The 17,129-nt window shown below is 45.3% G+C and carries 18 protein-coding genes and 2 pseudogenes; 4 read left to right on the forward strand and 16 right to left on the reverse strand.

What is annotated here, in order from left to right; all coding sequences use genetic code 11:
• The 3 genes from K5Q92_RS21790 to K5Q92_RS21800 form a co-directional block, all read left to right on the forward strand.
• Positions 1-690: hypothetical protein (locus K5Q92_RS21790; RefSeq protein ID WP_220770969.1), on the forward strand; the 690-nt coding region annotated here is incomplete at its 5' end.
• Positions 683-1,204, forward strand: coding sequence for a hypothetical protein (locus K5Q92_RS21795; RefSeq protein ID WP_024015933.1), 522 nt, complete (start codon positions 683-685; stop codon positions 1,202-1,204). The genes K5Q92_RS21790 and K5Q92_RS21795, both read left to right, overlap by 8 nt.
• The gene (locus K5Q92_RS21800) at positions 1,195-3,192 is read left to right on the forward strand and encodes a hypothetical protein (RefSeq protein ID WP_024015932.1); all 1,998 of its coding nucleotides are present in this window, start codon (positions 1,195-1,197) and stop codon (positions 3,190-3,192) included. The genes K5Q92_RS21795 and K5Q92_RS21800 overlap by 10 nt, the downstream gene beginning before the upstream one ends.
• A 102-nt stretch (positions 3,193-3,294) precedes the next feature.
• Here the strand turns inward: K5Q92_RS21800 and K5Q92_RS21805 are convergent.
• From K5Q92_RS21805 to K5Q92_RS21880, 16 genes and pseudogenes are all read right to left on the reverse strand, one after another.
• A pseudogene (locus K5Q92_RS21805) lies at positions 3,295-3,711 on the reverse strand (hypothetical protein); the annotation flags it as partial.
• An 11-nt stretch (positions 3,712-3,722) separates the two neighbouring features.
• Positions 3,723-5,144: an IS66 family transposase gene (locus K5Q92_RS21810; RefSeq protein ID WP_220770970.1), complete on the reverse strand. Its 1,422-nt coding sequence runs from the start codon at positions 5,142-5,144 to the stop codon at positions 3,723-3,725.
• Positions 5,145-5,238: 94 nt separating this feature from the next.
• Positions 5,239-5,544: pseudogene (locus K5Q92_RS21815) on the reverse strand (hypothetical protein); the annotation flags it as partial.
• Positions 5,545-5,634: 90 nt separating this feature from the next.
• A complete protein-coding gene (locus tag K5Q92_RS21820; RefSeq protein ID WP_024015930.1) occupies positions 5,635-6,702 on the reverse strand; it encodes a primase-helicase zinc-binding domain-containing protein in 1,068 nt (355 codons plus the stop codon).
• Positions 6,703-6,792: 90 nt separating this feature from the next.
• A complete protein-coding gene (locus K5Q92_RS21825) occupies positions 6,793-7,134 on the reverse strand; it encodes a hypothetical protein (protein WP_001014428.1) in 342 nt (113 codons plus the stop codon).
• The gene (gene radC / locus K5Q92_RS21830) at positions 7,134-7,631 is read right to left on the reverse strand and encodes a DNA repair protein RadC (protein ID WP_000791199.1); all 498 of its coding nucleotides are present in this window, start codon (positions 7,629-7,631) and stop codon (positions 7,134-7,136) included. The genes K5Q92_RS21825 and radC overlap by 1 nt, the downstream gene beginning before the upstream one ends.
• 83 nt (positions 7,632-7,714) lie before the next feature.
• Entirely contained in the window at positions 7,715-9,370 is a 1,656-nt protein-coding gene (locus K5Q92_RS21835; protein WP_001016322.1) for a VWA domain-containing protein, read from the reverse strand.
• 69 nt (positions 9,371-9,439) lie between these two features.
• On the reverse strand, positions 9,440-9,880 hold the full coding sequence (locus K5Q92_RS21840; protein ID WP_024015929.1) for a hypothetical protein: 441 nt from the start codon (positions 9,878-9,880) through the stop codon (positions 9,440-9,442).
• A gap of 61 nt (positions 9,881-9,941) precedes the next feature.
• Entirely contained in the window at positions 9,942-10,895 is a 954-nt protein-coding gene (locus K5Q92_RS21845; protein ID WP_000027441.1) for a DUF3150 domain-containing protein, read from the reverse strand.
• A 98-nt stretch (positions 10,896-10,993) separates the two neighbouring features.
• Positions 10,994-11,761 (reverse strand): hypothetical protein, encoded by a 768-nt coding sequence (locus K5Q92_RS21850; RefSeq protein ID WP_024015928.1) that lies wholly within the window; start codon positions 11,759-11,761, stop codon positions 10,994-10,996.
• A complete protein-coding gene (locus K5Q92_RS21855) occupies positions 11,761-12,720 on the reverse strand; it encodes an AAA family ATPase (protein WP_024015927.1) in 960 nt (319 codons plus the stop codon). Before K5Q92_RS21855 ends, K5Q92_RS21850 begins: the two co-directional genes overlap by 1 nt.
• A 209-nt stretch (positions 12,721-12,929) precedes the next feature.
• Positions 12,930-13,946, reverse strand: coding sequence for a YqaJ viral recombinase family protein (locus K5Q92_RS21860; RefSeq protein WP_024015926.1), 1,017 nt, complete (start codon positions 13,944-13,946; stop codon positions 12,930-12,932).
• 60 nt (positions 13,947-14,006) lie between these two features.
• The gene (locus K5Q92_RS21865) at positions 14,007-14,150 is read right to left on the reverse strand and encodes a hypothetical protein (RefSeq protein WP_015066581.1); all 144 of its coding nucleotides are present in this window, start codon (positions 14,148-14,150) and stop codon (positions 14,007-14,009) included.
• Positions 14,151-14,232: 82 nt separating this feature from the next.
• A complete protein-coding gene (gene bet / locus K5Q92_RS21870; RefSeq protein WP_000414662.1) occupies positions 14,233-15,051 on the reverse strand; it encodes a phage recombination protein Bet in 819 nt (272 codons plus the stop codon).
• 79 nt (positions 15,052-15,130) lie between these two features.
• Positions 15,131-15,550, reverse strand: a complete 420-nt coding sequence (locus K5Q92_RS21875; RefSeq protein WP_012368368.1) for a single-stranded DNA-binding protein — start codon at positions 15,548-15,550, stop codon at positions 15,131-15,133.
• Between the two features lie 15 nt (positions 15,551-15,565).
• Positions 15,566-15,892 (reverse strand): hypothetical protein, encoded by a 327-nt coding sequence (locus K5Q92_RS21880; RefSeq protein ID WP_048608521.1) that lies wholly within the window; start codon positions 15,890-15,892, stop codon positions 15,566-15,568.
• A 366-nt stretch (positions 15,893-16,258) separates the two neighbouring features.
• On the opposite strand from K5Q92_RS21880, the gene K5Q92_RS21885 reads away from it, so the two are divergent.
• Complete coding sequence (locus tag K5Q92_RS21885; RefSeq protein ID WP_048608523.1) at positions 16,259-16,861, forward strand: hypothetical protein; 603 nt, start codon at positions 16,259-16,261, stop codon at positions 16,859-16,861.
• Positions 16,862-17,129 lie beyond the last annotated feature (268 nt).

Here is a 17,129-nt window from a genome sequence, read left to right on the forward strand (position 1 = left end):
GATATGTTTAAAGAGTTTTTGAGGAAAATTTTATGGCATTTCGGTCAGGAAGATGAGGATGCACTCAAGCAGACAGTTTTAACGGATATTGAAAATTCACCACTTCACAACAATGCGCATATAGGCAAAGAAAAAATAATATTTTGTTTGTTAATGGATAAGCTGAGTGAAAAGCAAAATAGTAAAAACTTAGTCGATAAGTTGGTTCATAGTTCAGATGTAAAACTGATTTTTAAAGAAGCAGAGTCTCAAATTCCAGACGAGAGTATAGACCCTACTTGGCGCTATATCGCCGAGCTTGAAAAGGATGTGACCGACAAGCGAAATCTGAAGGAAAAAGTACTTTCAGTAATTGAGGATATTTCAGATCGTCGAATTAGACTGTTAGCTAGAAAAGCAAGTGGCTCTAAGTATGAAGAGCGTGAAGCAGACAAGTCTTTTTTGTCTTTGAAGTATCGTGTTTTTGAAGCTTGTGAAGAATATTTTTCAGATGATGGATATGTAGCCCCTGAAAGCGGCAACGACTTGGATGCTGTTCTTCAAACGCTCTTATCAAAAGCAGTAGAAGATATTTCTAAGTTAAAGACCGATTACAAATATACGATTTCTAATGATAAAACAATAGAAGGAATTATTTGGAATTTATTTGATGGGTGTTTTTTAGCTTTTGATGAGTGTAGTGATGAGTGATGTAAGTACAAAGAAAAGGCTAATGTACTTAAGCGGTGAAGATTTCTATCTTTATTGCTATTCCGTTCTTGTTATTTTGGATTCTTTAGGTTGTCGTGATGGGAAATTTTTTAGAGACTACAGGAAGTTGGCTTTTTTAACTGACATTATCAGTAATGATAAAACAGTCTATGTGGTTTCTCATTCTTCAGGAGAAAAACTGAACCCGAAAGATTATGAGTGTTTACTTGACAGCTATTCGAATGGATTAACTAGAAGAAGTGAAATTCTTAAGTTGTTGTTTGTTCTTGAGAAGAGAGGCTATGTGACTTTGAATCGAGGTAAAGCACAAGAAATTGATGTTACTTTGACTAAGGATAACCTTCCCAATGACTTTTTGAACAGCAATGTTTTCGAGTCGGAATCTAAGAATATAATAAATATATCAAAGAAAGTGGGACGGTTGGCATCGCTAACTCTGGATACCATGTTAGGTAAAATTTATGTTGAAAATGGAGTTCGAACATGGGTCTGATGCGAGTTAATAAGCTTATTTATGAAGGAAGCAAGTATTTTTTCGAGTCTAAAGAGTTCGACGAAAATATCATCCTAATTGAGGGCGATAATGGAACAGGGAAAAGCACCTTCTGTAATTTGATTTATTTTGCATTGGGTGGAGAGGTTCCAATATTTCGAAGAAATAATGATAAGCGCCACGATGAAATAACTTCTGATAGTGATAACTATGTTGATCTTTATATCTCAATCAATGATGGCAGTTATTTACTAAGGCGCTACTTTGGAGATAATGAAGTAACAGTAATCCCCTATGAGCGGGTGGTTGAGAAGATATATTCAGAAGATAAAAATACTTTAATTAAAGAGAAGGTAAGATTTTCTCTTTCGGAAGATAAGACTGAAATATATCCCGTAAACAGAAGCAAAGATTCATACGTTTTTTCTGACTGGATTCTCGAGAAATTGGAAATATCTGTGGTCGAGCTTTTTCATGGATATAATACATTTAAAATTAATATATCAGACTTGATGCGGCTGATTTATCACGATCAACAGCCGAACCCAGAGGGTATTTATAAAAAGCCAGATACTAATTCAACGTATGTTTCTGATTCTGAGTTGGTTCGAAAAGCTATTTTTGAACTCTTAGTTGGTAAAGCCTATTCTGATTACTACGACTCTATTGTCGAGGAAAAGAAGCTGTCGAGAGAGAAAAGCTTGGCTAAAGCGGTTGTGAATGAGTACACGCTTTTAGCCGACAAAATGCGAAAAAATGGCGGGGCTAAAAATGTCAGTTTTTTACAGAAAGAAATCTCTGATAAAGAGCAGCAAATTGACAAGTTGCATGATGCCAGACAGGCATTCAAGCGAAATCGAACTGGATCAAATACAATTAATCAAGATATTGAGTCGTGCAAATCAGAATTAATTGATTGTGAACTTAGATTAAGCCGATTAAAAGAAAATCTGGTTTCAGCTCTTGATGAACGGTACAAATTAAACGTAGTTAGAAATGAATCTGCTTCAGAAATTAGACGCATTGAAAAAGTTATTTTTTCACACGATCATCTAAACCTTTTTACATCTGATACTTGTCCATACTGCTTAAGTCACGTGGATCGTGTGGAAGGGCATTGTGTTTGTGGCGCTTCGATAGAAGAAGAACAATATGAGAGGTTTTTCTACACATCAAAAGAGTATAAAGATATTCTGAAAACGAAACTTAAGGCACTGTCAACAATTAAAACCGCATATGATGATTGTGACTCTGAAGTTCAAGAGATTAAAAAAGAAATTGAGTTGATAGAGAAAAAGTCGGTGACTTTCCGTGAAAAGCTACAAGAAATGCTTGGGCGGGTCGATGAAATTGTTGACATTGAAAGCCTAAATGATATTGACGATAAAATATTGCAGCTTAGAGAAGATGTTGCGAATTTGAATCGATTGTTGGAGATTGAATCAAAGCTGGAACGTATCCAAAAAGATTTTGATCTGGTTAGCTCTAAAGCAAAAGACGCTGAGTTAAAGAGGAAAGGGCTTGAGATTAAAGCTCAACAGGATGTAACTTCGAAGGTAAATGCGTTTAGTAAAAAGTATGATGAGCTGATGAAAAATACTTTGCCTGATTGCAGATCGGCAAAGATTGCGCTTGATAACTATTTGCCTTCAATTAATGATGGTCTCTATCGAGAAACAAGTTCACTTGTTTCAATTCGAATGATGTACTTTATCACTCTCATGCATTTAGCTTTGTCTGATGAATCAGTGACATTCCCGCGCTTTTTACTTATTGACACACCTGAAACTGCCGGAATCGAATTAGAGTATCTGATTAACTGTATTCGTCAGTTGGAAGAATTGAAAAATTATGGAGCTGACTTTCAAGTTATCATTTCGACAGGTTTAAACAAGTATCCCGAGTCATTAAAGGACAATCGTGTACTCTTTATGCCCGATAAGCAGAAGGAACATATGCTCTTGAAGAAGAAGAGCCTTTCTAAGTAATAACGTCAAGCAATTTAGATTCAACTAGTTAGTATGATTAGTTACTGAAGTTCTGCTATCGGCACGTAAGTAATATTCAGAAATTTTGAATACTACATTAACTCAATTTACTGCAAAAACCGTAACCAACGTTTTAATTGAGTCACCCGGAACCATAACAAAGTTCATTTTGCTACCAACATGCTGCCAGAACTCGGCCTCTTGTGCATATTTTTTTGTTTTTTGGATAGCGACGCTTTCTGGTAACTGGGCTTTAGTTAGCCCAGAGCATAGCAGCTTTGTGCACAAAGCCTTCCAAGGATGCTTAGGAGCACCGTCTGAAAGCCGTTCCACAAACCGTTCCAGTGCATGACGAGTCACCACGACAGGTCCAATGTTCGGAACGTTGATGACCTCATCGATTTCTCTCACTGTAGCATTATCGACGCTGTATTCTTCGAAGGAATGTGAGAGCCAATCGTCCCGCTTCTCTACCGAGATCTGTGCTTCCTGGTATCGAGTAAGCAAAAACGTAACTATTCAGCCAGAAGCTAAGGTGCTGCTTCGATAGAGAGGAAATCAGGTAGCACGTACTCTGCACCGGCTAGGTGGCTTTTGACGATGTCTCTCAACCATTGGTATGCATTAATGCCTTGCAACTTTGCTGTTTCAAGAAGAGAGAACATACGCTCTCTGAATAAATCTCCTCGATACGAGCGAGTCACGTAACAACACTTCCGCATCAACACATACCCTCGCAAGATCCGCTCGGCTGCATTATTGGTTAGCGGGCAGTCAGGCTCGTCCATAAACCGCCAGAGCATGGCATCATCATCAAGGAGATATTTGCACCGCCCTCGATATCTTTTTGTGCATTGGTAACTGCCTTGCTTGAGTAATGCCAACCAGCTTCTTCGCAAACGTTTAAGCCGCCTCAGATAGATATCCCGATTTAATTTATTTTCAATAAATCGGTGGTGCGCTCTAAAGATACTGTGTGCAATTAACGCTAATTTTTCTCCAATTTTCTGATTTTCAGGATGCACGCTTTCGGCTATCGCTATAACATTTCTTAGAACGTGTGCCCAGCAGAGCTGGCGCTTGGAGTCATCGATGTAGCGATAAGCAGAGTATTGATCGGTGATCAGTAATTTCTTAACGGCTTCGCCTAGTAAACGCTTCGCGGCATGCTGATTACGGTGGCTATTGATCTGGAAAAAGGCCACATCGTTGGAAAGCACCGCCCACATCCAGCTTTTGCAACCATTGCGTTGATGTGAGGTTTCATCTGCCATAAGCAACTCGGAAGCCTTTATTTTATGGTGTATGGCTTCATGCGTCGTCTCCAGTCCCACTGTGACTCGCCCCTGAGCTTCAGAAATGGCTCCGGTTGAAAAATAGAGGCCAAACACATCATTGAGCATCATTTGAATTTTACCAACGCTTTGGTGATGTTGGGTTGCTTGGATGGCAATGAAGCTATGAAGGTTTTCGCCGAGCTGAGTGTTAGGGACGTGCACAGGAATATACGCTTTATGCTTCTCTCCACAGCAAGTACATTGGCCTTGATAAGCTTGATGTTCCTGAACTGTGTAATGAACATCGGGTAAGTCGAAGATTTGGTGCTTCTTATAAGGTGCACAGTTCGTAATAACGCGTCCACCACACTGACATTTTGAAGGCGGCAGATATTGCTCAACCAAGACATTCCCATCGGATGGATGAGGAAGGCGTCGATGGCCTTTATGTCCGGGTTGAGCTCCGACCTTTTTTGTTGATTTTTTCCGAGTAGGAGAAGTATTTTTCGATTGATGATGCAAAGCCTGCTTCGAAGGCGGCACAGACGAGTTGCGACTGTTTTGGTTTAACCGATCTTCAAGCTCAGCCAGCTTATGCCATAAGAATTGGATGATCTCTTTGGCTTCCTCTGGGGAGTCGAAATCAGGTGCTGGAGGTAATGTTTTCTTGTTCATGCCTCCAAGGATTTCACGATCTCTGGATCGGTCAAGATAGATGTGGGATCGAGTGAATTAAGTCACGAAAATAGCTCGGGGCTGAATAGTTACGCAAAAACCTAGTCAGGCTGTAAAGTGAATGCTGAGTTGAGCGTTGTTTCTGTAACTTTTTGATAGCTCCTTTACTGACCCGGATTTGAAGCCCATTACCGCTTCGGTTACTCCCCATCACCTCTTTCACTGACAGTAGGTGATGAATAGCATAAAGCTCAGCTGCAATTGGCTTTTGCTGCTCAGGTAGCTTGTCGTATTGCTCACCTAAATCGACCTTTAGCTCACCACCTCTTCGAAGGCCGGTCTTCCAGTAAACCGTAAACTCACCATCAATCTGCTTTGTTAACAGGGTTAAAACCATCATGTTTGTTTCTCCTATTAGTTATCTATTTTTCATTCTCCATGTTTTTTCAATTATGCAAGGCGCAAAAAAAAGGGGCCGAAGCCCCTTGGATCAGATATGAACTTTAGGAAAGCCCATGGCACCGTAAACATTCAACACATCATTCCAATCCCAACTTTTCACGCCAAGTGACGTTGGTATCGGAGGGATCAACACTTGTGTCAGAATGCCTTTTTGCCAGGCTTTTTTCTTGAGTTCATTCGCTGCATTCAGGCCGGTCTCAGAGAGATCGTGATCTGCCCAGATGTACAGCATTTTCACATTACTTGGTGGTTCAAACCTAGCCAGTAGTGTTGCATTCACAACCGACCAACATGTTTGCCCCGTTGCTCTGGTTACCGCTAGGGCCGTTTCTATACCTTCAGAAACACCTAGTACCTCACCAGGCTCACCTATCGGAATGGCACCACCAGTGATTGTTCTGTCACTTGGTATGGGCATCATCTTTTTTGGCTTTTCAACCGGCGCTTTGAATCCATCTTCACTTAGGTAGATCCGATGAAACGTGGCCGAACGCCCTTGCTGAGTAACGATTTTACCTAGCAGCGCTGGGTAGCTATCGATAAACAGGCCATCTTCATCATGGTAAGGCAAGTTTGGATGAAACCTCAGCACCGAATCCCATTCAGGACGAAGCCGCGTCACAATGCCACGACGATGCAAGTAGTTCCAAACAGGTTGCGCACGAGTATCTGCAAGAGATAACGTTTCTCCCCACGTTTGATTCAAACGTTGGATAATCGCTTTGTCCTCTACCTGCTTTTTAGTCTTCCAGTCAACAGCGTTACTCGGTATTGCCCGAGTTGGTACTTGTCCGGGTTGAATACCAAGAACCTGGCCGATTGCTTCAATAGACTGAGCAAAGTTCCATCCATTGATCCAAGACAACAGTTCAAAACCATCATGAAAGATACCGCAGGTATTACAAACGCCGCCACCGGTATATTCAGCATCTTTGAACAGCCTAAAGCCATCACGACCGCCATGAACAGGACAAGCCACATGACGCCCTTTTCGAGCAATAGCGGCATCAAGTTCTGGCACCAATGCCGCCAAGACTTGAAGCCATTGGCCATTGAGATATGGCCTTACTGTGTCAATTTGTAAAGGTAACGCCATATAACCTCCTTAAATAAAATGCCGACTCCTACCCCAGGTGGTAAAAGTCAGCTTAGGTCCAGCATTAGCCGTTCGGTTAATACAGGAGCGTTAGTCAAGCTGGATACCATGTCGTCTTAATAGCCACATGATGGACTCACGAAGCACATCAGGATCGACAACGGCAGCCATTGCGCAAACACGAAAGCAAAATGGCGCTATTTCGTCATTTTGAATCCACGACAACACATCCTTGCGCAACCGAGTACTGACACGACCGTCCAGCAATACACGGATCGCATCCAAAAGAATGCCTTCGCGTAACTGCCAGATTTCCGTGTCAGACCAAGTGACTGGGGCATCATCAAACTCAAATAGAAATTCGAGCTGTGATGATGTGTGCTGATGGGACTGCTTTTGTGATGTAGGAGAATGGGCAATACGCCCATTCATTACAGATAACCGCGTTCGGCAAGCGAAACGCAGCCCTCGGATGCGACCACGACATGGTCAAGCGTTCGAATATCAACAAGTGACAAGGCGTCACGGAGTCGATGAGTGATGCGTTTATCAGCTTCACTTGGCTCAGGATCACCCGATGGATGGTTATGAACCAGTATCACTGCTGCCGCATTAAGTTCTAGCGCTCGTTTTGTTACTTCCCTTGGATAAACGCTCGCTGCATCTAAAGTGCCTTTGAACAGCTCTTCAAATCGAATAACGCGATGCTTTGTATCAAGAAACAGTACGCCAAAGACTTCGTGCTCATACTCGTGCATCAGTGTTTGCAGGTATGAGAACGCCGACGATGGCTGTTCAATTTTTCGACCTTTACTCAATCGACCACGGGCAAGCTTGAGCGCCATATCTAAGATATCCGCTTCAGTCACTTGCTCAGGAACGATGTAAGTACCGGCTTCTTCGCCAGCTAAGAACTTTTTGTTTTTCATAGGAGTCTCCAAAAAAAAGCGGAGACGAACCCATGCCCTGAAGGGGACGGAATCGTCCCCGCAGGGTGGTAAAATTGATGTGGTTACTGAATTAACAGTTGTTGTGTTACTTCGAATAACTCACGCTTTAGATCTTTGACGTCATTAATCATAATGCTTTGAGGAAAGAATTTCTCAACACTGCGTGTTTGAATCCCTATCCCCAGCAGCTCAAAGCCACTGCGTCTGCACCGGTCAACAATGTCATGCGTGGCAGCCCAATCATCTGGGTCACCATCCGTTAGCACTATCATTAGCTTTCGCTTCTGTTTTTGCGCTAACAAACTGTTTGCCGCAAACCACATCGCTTGTGCCATAGGCGTACAACCTCGTGGTTTTTGGTCAAAACAGGCGGCCCGATGTCGAACCGATTGCTTGGGCAATAACGCGATAGAAACTTCCTGATGAATACCAGGAAAATAACTGACCGCAGGTACAACACCCGGTATGCCTTCCAGTGCCATGGCCAAAGCCAAAGCAGCTTCATTGGCAACATGAAAGTACTTTCGATTACCTTCGCCAATGGGTTTACCCATTGAACCCGATATATCGACAAGCAAGTGCACAGCGGCATTGGGGGCAATGCGAGGTTGCCTTTGAATAAACAATCTCGACTCACCGGCTTGTGAAGCGGCAAGACGATGGGTTGCCACTCGAAGACCGTGCCTTTTGGCATGATTCCGATTGTCCTGACTGGACTGAACCATGCCCCTAAGTCGGGCTCGAATTTGAGCAGACTCCGACGCCGATAAGGTCAAGATGGCCTCATCACCCAACATAGCTTGCTCTGCTTGGGGCAAACTGAGAGGTGTGACGCCCTGATGTCCTTCAGCTTGTTCCGACAACACTTCTGCCACTTGGGCAAAGGTATCGGGTTCAAACTGAGCGGCACTGGCCTCTAAGGCTTGTCGCAAATTGTCAGCTTGATCAGAGTTATCTGAATCCCCCGTTTCAGCAACATCCGCCGTTGCAGACGAGTCTGTTTCAGGGATTTGACTGTCACTACTGTTATTGCTGTCATTACTCGCATCTTGTCCAATGTCATTACCGCTATCAGCATCCGACTCATCCTGTGGTGGACGAGATTCTTCTTCCAACATGGCAACGATGGCATCGACAAGTTTCAGCACTTCACCTGTAGATGCCAGGCTAGGCACTGCTGTAAGCATGGCGCTTAACCGGCTCATCGCTGCGGCAGGAAAGAGTTGTCTCACTCTTTCATCAACCGCTTGATACAGAGGTGTCAGCGCTTTCTGACCCAGAAAATGGCATCTCAAGCGGAACAACAACCATGCTTGCAAGTTAGATGCAGGCTCAAGCTGTTCAGGTACACTCATTTGCTGTGTGTCCACCATGTACTCAATCACTTGCGAAATACTGCGCCGGGTTCCGGGGTAATCCTTTGCCAATTCGTTTTCAATGCGAACGTCCTCAATGATATTGAGAAGTGCCTTACGGATCGGCTTGGACGACGCCTTCTGCACCATGTCAAAATTGGTATGCCGAATATGCGCCGCTTCATGAGCCAGATAACCCCAAGCTATCTGTTGATAGTGTGGGTCGTCTGGGTTTGCTGTTGGGATCACAATCCGCTCACCATCGGTAAACGCATCTTGTCCTTGAATAAGCACCTTCACACCAAACTTTTCGCCATAAGCGGCGGCAACGATTGGCAGTGCGTTTTTTAATGGATGATTCATGGGAGTCTCCTAATCATTAGGGGGAATACTCCCTCAGCGGGAGCGTTTCCCCGCTGGGAATGTGAGTGTTTAAACCTGTGCTTTTAGCTTATCCAGATCGTATTTTTGACCTAACCAAGCCACCAATTGAGCTGGACTCTCGTGCTGCTCAAATGACGTTTTAAGCTGGTCTAAACTCAGGATGTCATCCAATGTCAGACCGTACTGGTCTTGTAACTGAGTAGACACCTCGTGTTGATATTGCAGCCAGGCCCGCTCAAAAGCGGTTTGCTGCAATGCCATGTTTGGAACAAATACCATGGCCGTTACCCAAGCTCCTTGTGCGTCCGCATCTGCGATCAAAACAGGGTTCTTGGGGATCACGACACTATGTGTTGAGTACGACCGTTGTACTAACGTTCGACAACACGCCACTTCTGGTATCGATTCACTTTCAACCGCATCAGTCACACCACGAAAATGTGCTTCAAACTGGTTCAGTTGGCTGGGGTTATGGATGGTTGATTGCATAATTTCCTCTTACATAGTTCAGAGGACATGCGCCCTTAAGGGCAACATGCCCTCAAGGACGTTAGAAATAAAATGAGTTTGGTACAGTCGAACCAAGGTTTGGTCTGACGGTTGGTTGTGGTATTGCACGTAAGTTATCTGCCTGAGCAGATACTGGCTGTGCGGGTTTAGGTTCAGGTTTGGGCATCAGTTGTCTGATATCCAATTGACCTTCACCGTGCATTCTCATCTTGTCTGGATCAGACAAAATTAAAATGGTCGCCATCAGTTCGTGATAGAGATTGTCTGTCACAGGGCCGGTCTTCGGCAGACGAACAAATAAATTGTCCATCGCTTCGACCATCGGCTGAACTCGATGATCCAGGAATGACAAACCATCCAACTTGTCTCTTAACCGTTTGAGAGGGTTAAGGGCTCGCTGACTGATTTGATTCTTACCTGCAACAGAACGCTCAAACAGTTCATTGGCATCACGAGCCACTTCCCTAAAGAGGGTGTGTCCCATACCATTGACCTTGTCATCTAAGCCACCAGCTTGTTCAGCTGGTTGCATTCGATAGATGGCATAATCGAACTGAAGCCGTTGTTCCACGTCTTCGATGGGTGATAATGCACGCCGGATTGCATCTGCAAATTCCGGGTGTTTTGCAACCCAGTCAAACGTCACCTGATCATAGTTGTCCAAGAACAACTGCTTGCACTGCGCAAACTCCTGACCGATCCGGTCAAGCTCTGGAACAATCTGATCAATTCGGTCTTCAGGGACGGCATAGCCACCTAAAAACCGCACACCGACTTGCTCACACAAGCGCTGCGCTTCTTTCTTAAGCCTTTCAAAGTTCGCCAATGCCTCTGGGTCGCAAATTTTTTTACTCCCTAAGCTGGCAACATCCTTCGGTGGAAGTTGGCTGCCATTGGCTAATCTGAAATCTTCAGGCCTTAGTTTTTTTCTACCGCTCCAGATGGAACAGTCGATGTGACAAATCAAAAGTTTGTCGAGGGTTTGAATACTCATAGTGCATCCTCATGCGAGATGGGGACGCACCACTCCCAGCAGGAGCAATGGCCCCCGTTTGGGTGGTAGTAGTTGACGCGCTAATGGCAATACCACTATCAGAAATAGTAATTTTGCGAATCAGGCGACGATCGGTTGAGATCGATTTTCACAGGCATTAAGTCCAGTGCTTCAGCTATCGGGCGAACCCGCTCTAAATCACTGCCTAGCAACCGCAATACATCTTTTTCCAACTTCAGTTGGTCGGATACTTCTATCCCTTCAGGACTCGCTACTGTGAGTGAACACAGTGGTGGTAATTGACGCTTAAAAGCCAGTAACAGCAACAATGGCCACGGGCCATCATCAGTGTTAACAATGCCAGCGCCTTCACCTGACACCATGCTGATTTGATTGGTACTAGGTAATCCGCTTTTGCAAAACCCTAATGACCATTCTCCAATCCTGACCTGGTTATCATCAATAACAGCCAAGCCATAGGCTTCAAGCAGCTTTGCCATATCGAACAACGCTTTTTTCGCCAGCGATATTTGGCCATTGACGTCCTTGCGAGTACGAAACTCCCAACTGACGTTATTGACGCACGCGACACTATCTAGCGCATTTGAGAGTTCAAATGGCCGCCCTTGATGATCAATGCCGACTTGTCCAACCAATCGATAACCCTTGTTGATTTTCTCATTGATTCGTCGGTCTGCTTCAGCGTTAGGATCAGTCGAATCAATCAATCGCTGCTGCGACAATTGACCGGCTTTTCCAAACCGAACTTCAATCTCCTGGGTATCCGATCCAACGTAAATGGCCCATTCTTTGGCTGTCCCATCAGAATGACGGTAACGGTAAAGAGCAAAGCACTTATCCATCATCAATCCTCCCAATGGTCACCGAAGACATCAGCGGCAATACGGTGAATGGCTTCTCGTTGCTCCAACTCAGCACGAGCCGTCAAAGACCGAACCAGTGCATACTCCACTGCGTTAGGAGCGCCTTTAAAAGCAAGTGTTAACTTTGCCCAGCGCACCAAGGTCCGAGTGGACATAGTGATACTAAGCTCAGCACCACCATCCGCGCCCCCAATAAAGAGACGACGAATGTCACCAGCCACTTTCACCATTTTTTGGCGAAAGACTTCTGGCAAGCCCGGCGCAACGTTCTCCAGAATGGCTTCCTCTACAGAAGGCTCTGCATAGGTCGCTTCGATGATTCTAAAGCGATCAAGAAAAGCCAAATTCTGTTGGAGCACACCTTGATACAAGCCCGTTTGGTCACCGCTGCCCGCACTGTTGCCGGTAGCGATAAAACGAAACTTGGTATGTGGCATGATGATCTCACCGCCATTTTGTGCGATGACCAACGGGGCACCTTCCAAAATGTCATTGAGCCCAGCCAGTTCAGCAGGCTCAGCAAGATCCATTTCATTAATGATCAGCAAATGGCCATGCTTGACAGCCAGTGCCAGCGGCCCATACACAAAGGTCATGTTGCCATTAACCAGTGTGTGGTGACCGATAAGATCGGACAACTCCAATCGACCGTGCGCAGTAATTTGCTGAACAGGCCAATTCAATCGAGAAGCAACTTGGCAAATTAGCGAGGTCTTACCGCATCCAGTGGGGCCTGTAATATACAAACCGTCACCGTCTGGGTGAGACAAGAACGCCAATACGTCACGTAAGTCTTCTTTTCTAAAAACATACTCGTCCTTGCGAACGGGAATGTTTGGATGGGTAGTGTCGGCACTAAATCCTTCCAGAACGAAAGCATCAGGAGCCGGGACATTAAACGCTTGATTCACTTGAACCAAAAATGGGGATTGTTCTGTCATGGTAAACCTCATTAGTTTTAACGAGGCCCCATGCCCCAACAGGGAATGAAGTCCCCGTCGGGTGGTGTGTTGATTGTGGTATGGCTGTGTATGTAAGAGTTCAGCTCGCTCTATCATTCGTACCCAGCATTGGCTACGAGTGAAACTGCTTTCTGATGCACTCGATGTAAGCGCATGAGAAAGGAGCCGAAATCGGCTCCAAGTGAACGTTAAAAGTAAAATGAGCTCGGCGAGTCACCTGGCAGAACCAAGTTATCTTGCTCAAGACTGATTTTGATTGGTGTTTCAACGGGCTGCTCTGGCTTATTGGTGCTAATGCGCAACCGCTCTTGTGGCGCTTTTCGGTAAGCGGCTAAAACCTGTTCATCCAGCTCGCCTAACTTATCGGTGGCCAATTGCTTATAGTCCACCGTGCCCGCCATCATGTAGCGGCTGAGTTTGACCCCAGCATAGTCGGCATGAGCGTAGTTACCCATCATGGCGACCAATTTTGACTGGGCGTCTCGCATTTCCTCTTTCAAAGATTTAATGTGATTTTCCAGTCGGACCACTTCGGCATGTGCTGAGCAATACTGTCGAGACAGCGATGTCCAACGGTATTGGGCTTCACCCTTGGGAACAAAACAATCTTGCTCAGGGCATTTTGACGGCTCTTTTTTGGTCTGTACTAACTCCCAAAACTGAAGCGCTGTTTCTTGCAACTCAGTTAAGAACGCCGCGTCTCGCTGTATTTCAAACTCAATCAGTTGATCCTCAAAATAGAAAACCAACCAACCTCGCGTGCTATTGGCGACCAGTATTTGATGCTGTACTTGCACCCAATACAACTGGTACGCCTCGCTTTGTTCTCGGTGAGCTTGCACATCCTCAAAAACTGACTGGCAAGGACATTTCAGTTCAACGGGTTCGCCCGCATCGTTGATGCCATCAAAGCTGGCTCGAAAGATTGCGTTATGATCGGCTTCTGCACATGACGGCAGAAGAAAGTCATTATGCGCATTCTCAAATGCTCGCCTTGCTTGAGGCTCCAACCTTATACCACGAAGCACATTTGGATTATTCGACAGGTCTTCCGGTAATACGAATCCGGTTTTTTCTGCCCATAATCGCCAAGGTGTTTTGTAGGGTGAACGCCCCATAATAATTGGGGCTTCAGATGCCGTAACCCCTGCAATGCGCCACTGGTGCCATGCAGGAGTACGTTGTGATAGGTCGATAACCTTCATATTGCCTCCTTTGAAGGGAGACTCCCCTGAAGGAGAGAACTCCCCTTCAGGGTTAAGTGGTTACTTTGCAGCTTGTGCTAACGCTGTTTGGTGCTGAACAACACTTGCTTGAACCGAATCAATTGCCGCTTTACCGGCTTGAATCGAACCTAAGACAAGGGCAACAACCAATACCAAGCGAAAAAGTGAGGCTGATTTAGTCATGGAAGATCTCCAAAAAAAAGACGAGACCTTCCCCCTGACGGGAGAATAATCCCGCCAGGGTTAGTAAAATGAATGCGTGGCGCTAAGAAGCTAAAGGCTGTGTGAGCGCTTTGGCTGCTTGTTGCTGAGCATTAAAGATTTCTTGCTTCGCAAACGTCAGCTCAACACCTTGAAAATGTTCATTGGCATATTCCAATGCACTATTCCAAGCGTTTGAAGCTTCCGCCCGCTCGATAAGCTTGTAAACAAGCCCTCGGGTTCGATCATCAACTTGCTCGGGTGGAATCACAGATGGCTCAACAACGTGTGTTGCTTGGCCTTCGATAATTCGCTCCGCTTCGTCTTGATCGAAAATTCCCACAAAGCCAAACGCAATGCGGGAACACTGGATCATGGATTTATGTCTTAGCATTCGCTTAGTGTGCGTCTGCCATGGACCATCTACACGGTAAGGGCCATTTTTGCCATTACCTTCAAAAGGCGGTCGATAGACTTCATCCAGATACTCAGTGATTTTGACTGGGTGCGAACGGTCGCGCCGATAGATGATGCATTCCATCCATTCAGGGCATTCTTTCGCGCCATCCAGTGAGACTTTGTTTTCTGAAGTCTTGAACTCCATGCCATCAAACTGGTCGTGTTGATTGATGATGCGAGACCATCCATCGACACCTACCACTGGGATAATCCCAGCTTGTTTATCAGGGAACGCAAAAATCTCTTTGGTGAAAGGGTTCAAACCGTACTGATCTGCAACCACCAAGAGCGCCATCATCTGCTCATTGGTCGGTGCACTACCGTCACGTTGCTTGAATGCTGTTGCTTTTAGGGTATCGAACAACTTGTTTGGATCGACACTAAAGCGCTCAGCAAAGCGTTGGATTAGCTTTGGTTTTTCCATTATGGACTCCGACAATCAAAGTGGGAGTCTGCCCCTGACGGGAAAGTACTCCCGGCTGGGTTAAAGCGTTATCGCTCGGTTAAAAATCTGGTTCAGGATAAGTTTGTGCCCAATTAGCTTGGGAGCTCGCATCATCCGCCGGTGATGGCTCAGATGCTTTGTTCACACTATCAAGAAGCAGAAACTCATCCGCGTCCACTTCGGTCAATCGATGCTTAATGCCATCTTTCTCCCATGAGCGCGTGCGCTGAGGCCCTTGAACAAAAAGCTTCGCTCCTTTTTGGATCAAATCTTTTGCTCTTAGCCCTAACTTAAATCCACCACGATCTCGAAAAACGACCCGATGCCATTCCGTATGCTCTTTGAGCTCATTGGATTGACGGTCGCGCCATTTCTCAGAAGTGGCCAGTGAAATGCTGGTCACTAAATCACCTGATGGATAGGCTCGCGTCTCTGGCTCAGAGCCAACGTAGCCTATGAGTGTTACTTGGTTTTTCATGATGTTCTCCTCGTCTTAGTTGAACTCTGTGCACACAGTTGCTTCTACCCGACTGGGCAAAGAAGACTGACGACGCAGATAGGTTGGTATTTCGAGTAAAGCCATGTCGTACTGATGTGGCTCTTTGTAAAACGCAGATGTCAAACGGGGCATACCAGGAGCTTTAGGCACTGCCATTGGACGACGTTTTGATGTTGGTGTGAGCAATCGCTTGATTTGAGTAAGTACAAATCGAAACGGGCGCACGGTTTGACGAGCAAGTAATCGCAAAAGCGACCAGCTCAGTTTTGCAAGCAACATAATGCCTGCGATTTGGATAATAAATCCGAAGATATATTCCATTGGTGACTCCTTAATTTGGTTGTGAAGGAGTCACCCCAACTGGGGAAAACTCCCCCAGTTGGGTGGTGAAAAGGCGAACCGTAAGGAACGCATGGTTGCGCATGTAAAAACATGCAGGCTATTTGTTTAAGGAGGCTAGCTACCTCTTAGTACCACTGAGAAAACTCAGCGGCGGGCTTCCTTTGAGCTCATGCTCTCAGGCGCAGATATCACTGAAACAGATCAGCAATATTTGATAGTCAGTGTAACCGTCTTATCCAGACAGGATAGTTAGAAAGATGCTCAATTCTTCCACCTAGCTGAAAGGCCATTACCGCACAGAGGATTAGGCTAGGGACTGATTATTGTCATATCAGGAGCAAACTTATGGCCCAAGCAAGACCCAATTACTCAAAACCCATCTTTGAACAATCATTCACAATTAATAGCTTACAGGCGCAACGTGTCGTTGACCGTGTTTTTAGACGGACGGTCAGTGCGCTTTACGGAATCGATGTCATCCTGCGCATCATCGGCGATGAGAACGAAATTGATGAAGTGGAACAGATCATTAGCCAGTTGATCGAGGATTGCGCTAAGGCGGTAGACAACGAACAAGCTCGTTTAGACAAATTGATGGAGTCCAACGGTATCGATGAAGTACCTGACTACACCGACCCGATTACCTTCAACGCCAAAATAAGCTCGCCTCAGGTTGGCCAGTTTGTCGGCTTAGTGCGCAAACTCGATGCGTTAATGATCTCAATGGACACTCTCTGGTTGTCTAGCGTGCTTAGCAACAAGCAACGCGTTGATGGCAACTACGCATGGCAACAGCGCATTATCAAACTTGCACGACGCATTATTGATATCGAAATTCGAGCACGAAAATCAGCCCAAGCTAAGGGTAAAGAAGCAGAAGTTGAGCAAGCGGTGCCTTCAACCGATGACGATATCACTGAAGAGGAAACAGATAACCCCGCCAACTAGCCAACTAGGCTCCCATCAACCAGCCCCTCTCGAAGGGGCTCTTCATCTTGCTGTATTTTCTATCAAAATCATTAAAATGAATTTAACTGTCATTTTTGGCCAAGCTACATGAATAGAACTAATTTTTTCGTTACTTTCTTTAGGGTAAGCGGATTAAATGGTTGATCTTACCTTTGCATGAGAGTGAGACAGACCGGCATCTCATCGGATTATCTGGTTGATGCTTCACCTACTGCTGGTGCATGTTTCCTTCGCTAATTCCAGCAAG

The sequence above is a fragment of the Shewanella sp. MBTL60-007 genome (genome assembly GCF_019654915.1).
Lineage (GTDB): Bacteria > Pseudomonadota > Gammaproteobacteria > Enterobacterales > Shewanellaceae > Shewanella.

What these genes read in the sequence shown, in the direction of transcription:
- K5Q92_RS21795 (WP_024015933.1), top strand. Translation starts at nt 683, where the DNA reads ATGAGTGATGTAAGTACAAAGAAAAGGCTAATGTACTTAAGCGGTGAA.
- K5Q92_RS21800 (WP_024015932.1), top strand. Translation starts at nt 1,195, where the DNA reads ATGGGTCTGATGCGAGTTAATAAGCTTATTTATGAAGGAAGCAAGTAT.
- K5Q92_RS21810 (WP_220770970.1), bottom strand. Translation starts at nt 5,144, where the DNA reads ATGAACAAGAAAACATTACCTCCAGCACCTGATTTCGACTCCCCAGAG.
- K5Q92_RS21820 (WP_024015930.1), bottom strand. Translation starts at nt 6,702, where the DNA reads ATGGCGTTACCTTTACAAATTGACACAGTAAGGCCATATCTCAATGGC.
- K5Q92_RS21825 (WP_001014428.1), bottom strand. Translation starts at nt 7,134, where the DNA reads ATGAATGGGCGTATTGCCCATTCTCCTACATCACAAAAGCAGTCCCAT.
- radC (WP_000791199.1), bottom strand. Translation starts at nt 7,631, where the DNA reads ATGAAAAACAAAAAGTTCTTAGCTGGCGAAGAAGCCGGTACTTACATC.
- K5Q92_RS21835 (WP_001016322.1), bottom strand. Translation starts at nt 9,370, where the DNA reads ATGAATCATCCATTAAAAAACGCACTGCCAATCGTTGCCGCCGCTTAT.
- K5Q92_RS21840 (WP_024015929.1), bottom strand. Translation starts at nt 9,880, where the DNA reads ATGCAATCAACCATCCATAACCCCAGCCAACTGAACCAGTTTGAAGCA.
- K5Q92_RS21845 (WP_000027441.1), bottom strand. Translation starts at nt 10,895, where the DNA reads ATGAGTATTCAAACCCTCGACAAACTTTTGATTTGTCACATCGACTGT.
- K5Q92_RS21850 (WP_024015928.1), bottom strand. Translation starts at nt 11,761, where the DNA reads ATGATGGATAAGTGCTTTGCTCTTTACCGTTACCGTCATTCTGATGGG.
- K5Q92_RS21855 (WP_024015927.1), bottom strand. Translation starts at nt 12,720, where the DNA reads ATGACAGAACAATCCCCATTTTTGGTTCAAGTGAATCAAGCGTTTAAT.
- K5Q92_RS21860 (WP_024015926.1), bottom strand. Translation starts at nt 13,946, where the DNA reads ATGAAGGTTATCGACCTATCACAACGTACTCCTGCATGGCACCAGTGG.
- K5Q92_RS21865 (WP_015066581.1), bottom strand. Translation starts at nt 14,150, where the DNA reads ATGACTAAATCAGCCTCACTTTTTCGCTTGGTATTGGTTGTTGCCCTT.
- bet (WP_000414662.1), bottom strand. Translation starts at nt 15,051, where the DNA reads ATGGAAAAACCAAAGCTAATCCAACGCTTTGCTGAGCGCTTTAGTGTC.
- K5Q92_RS21875 (WP_012368368.1), bottom strand. Translation starts at nt 15,550, where the DNA reads ATGAAAAACCAAGTAACACTCATAGGCTACGTTGGCTCTGAGCCAGAG.
- K5Q92_RS21880 (WP_048608521.1), bottom strand. Translation starts at nt 15,892, where the DNA reads ATGGAATATATCTTCGGATTTATTATCCAAATCGCAGGCATTATGTTG.
- K5Q92_RS21885 (WP_048608523.1), top strand. Translation starts at nt 16,259, where the DNA reads ATGGCCCAAGCAAGACCCAATTACTCAAAACCCATCTTTGAACAATCA.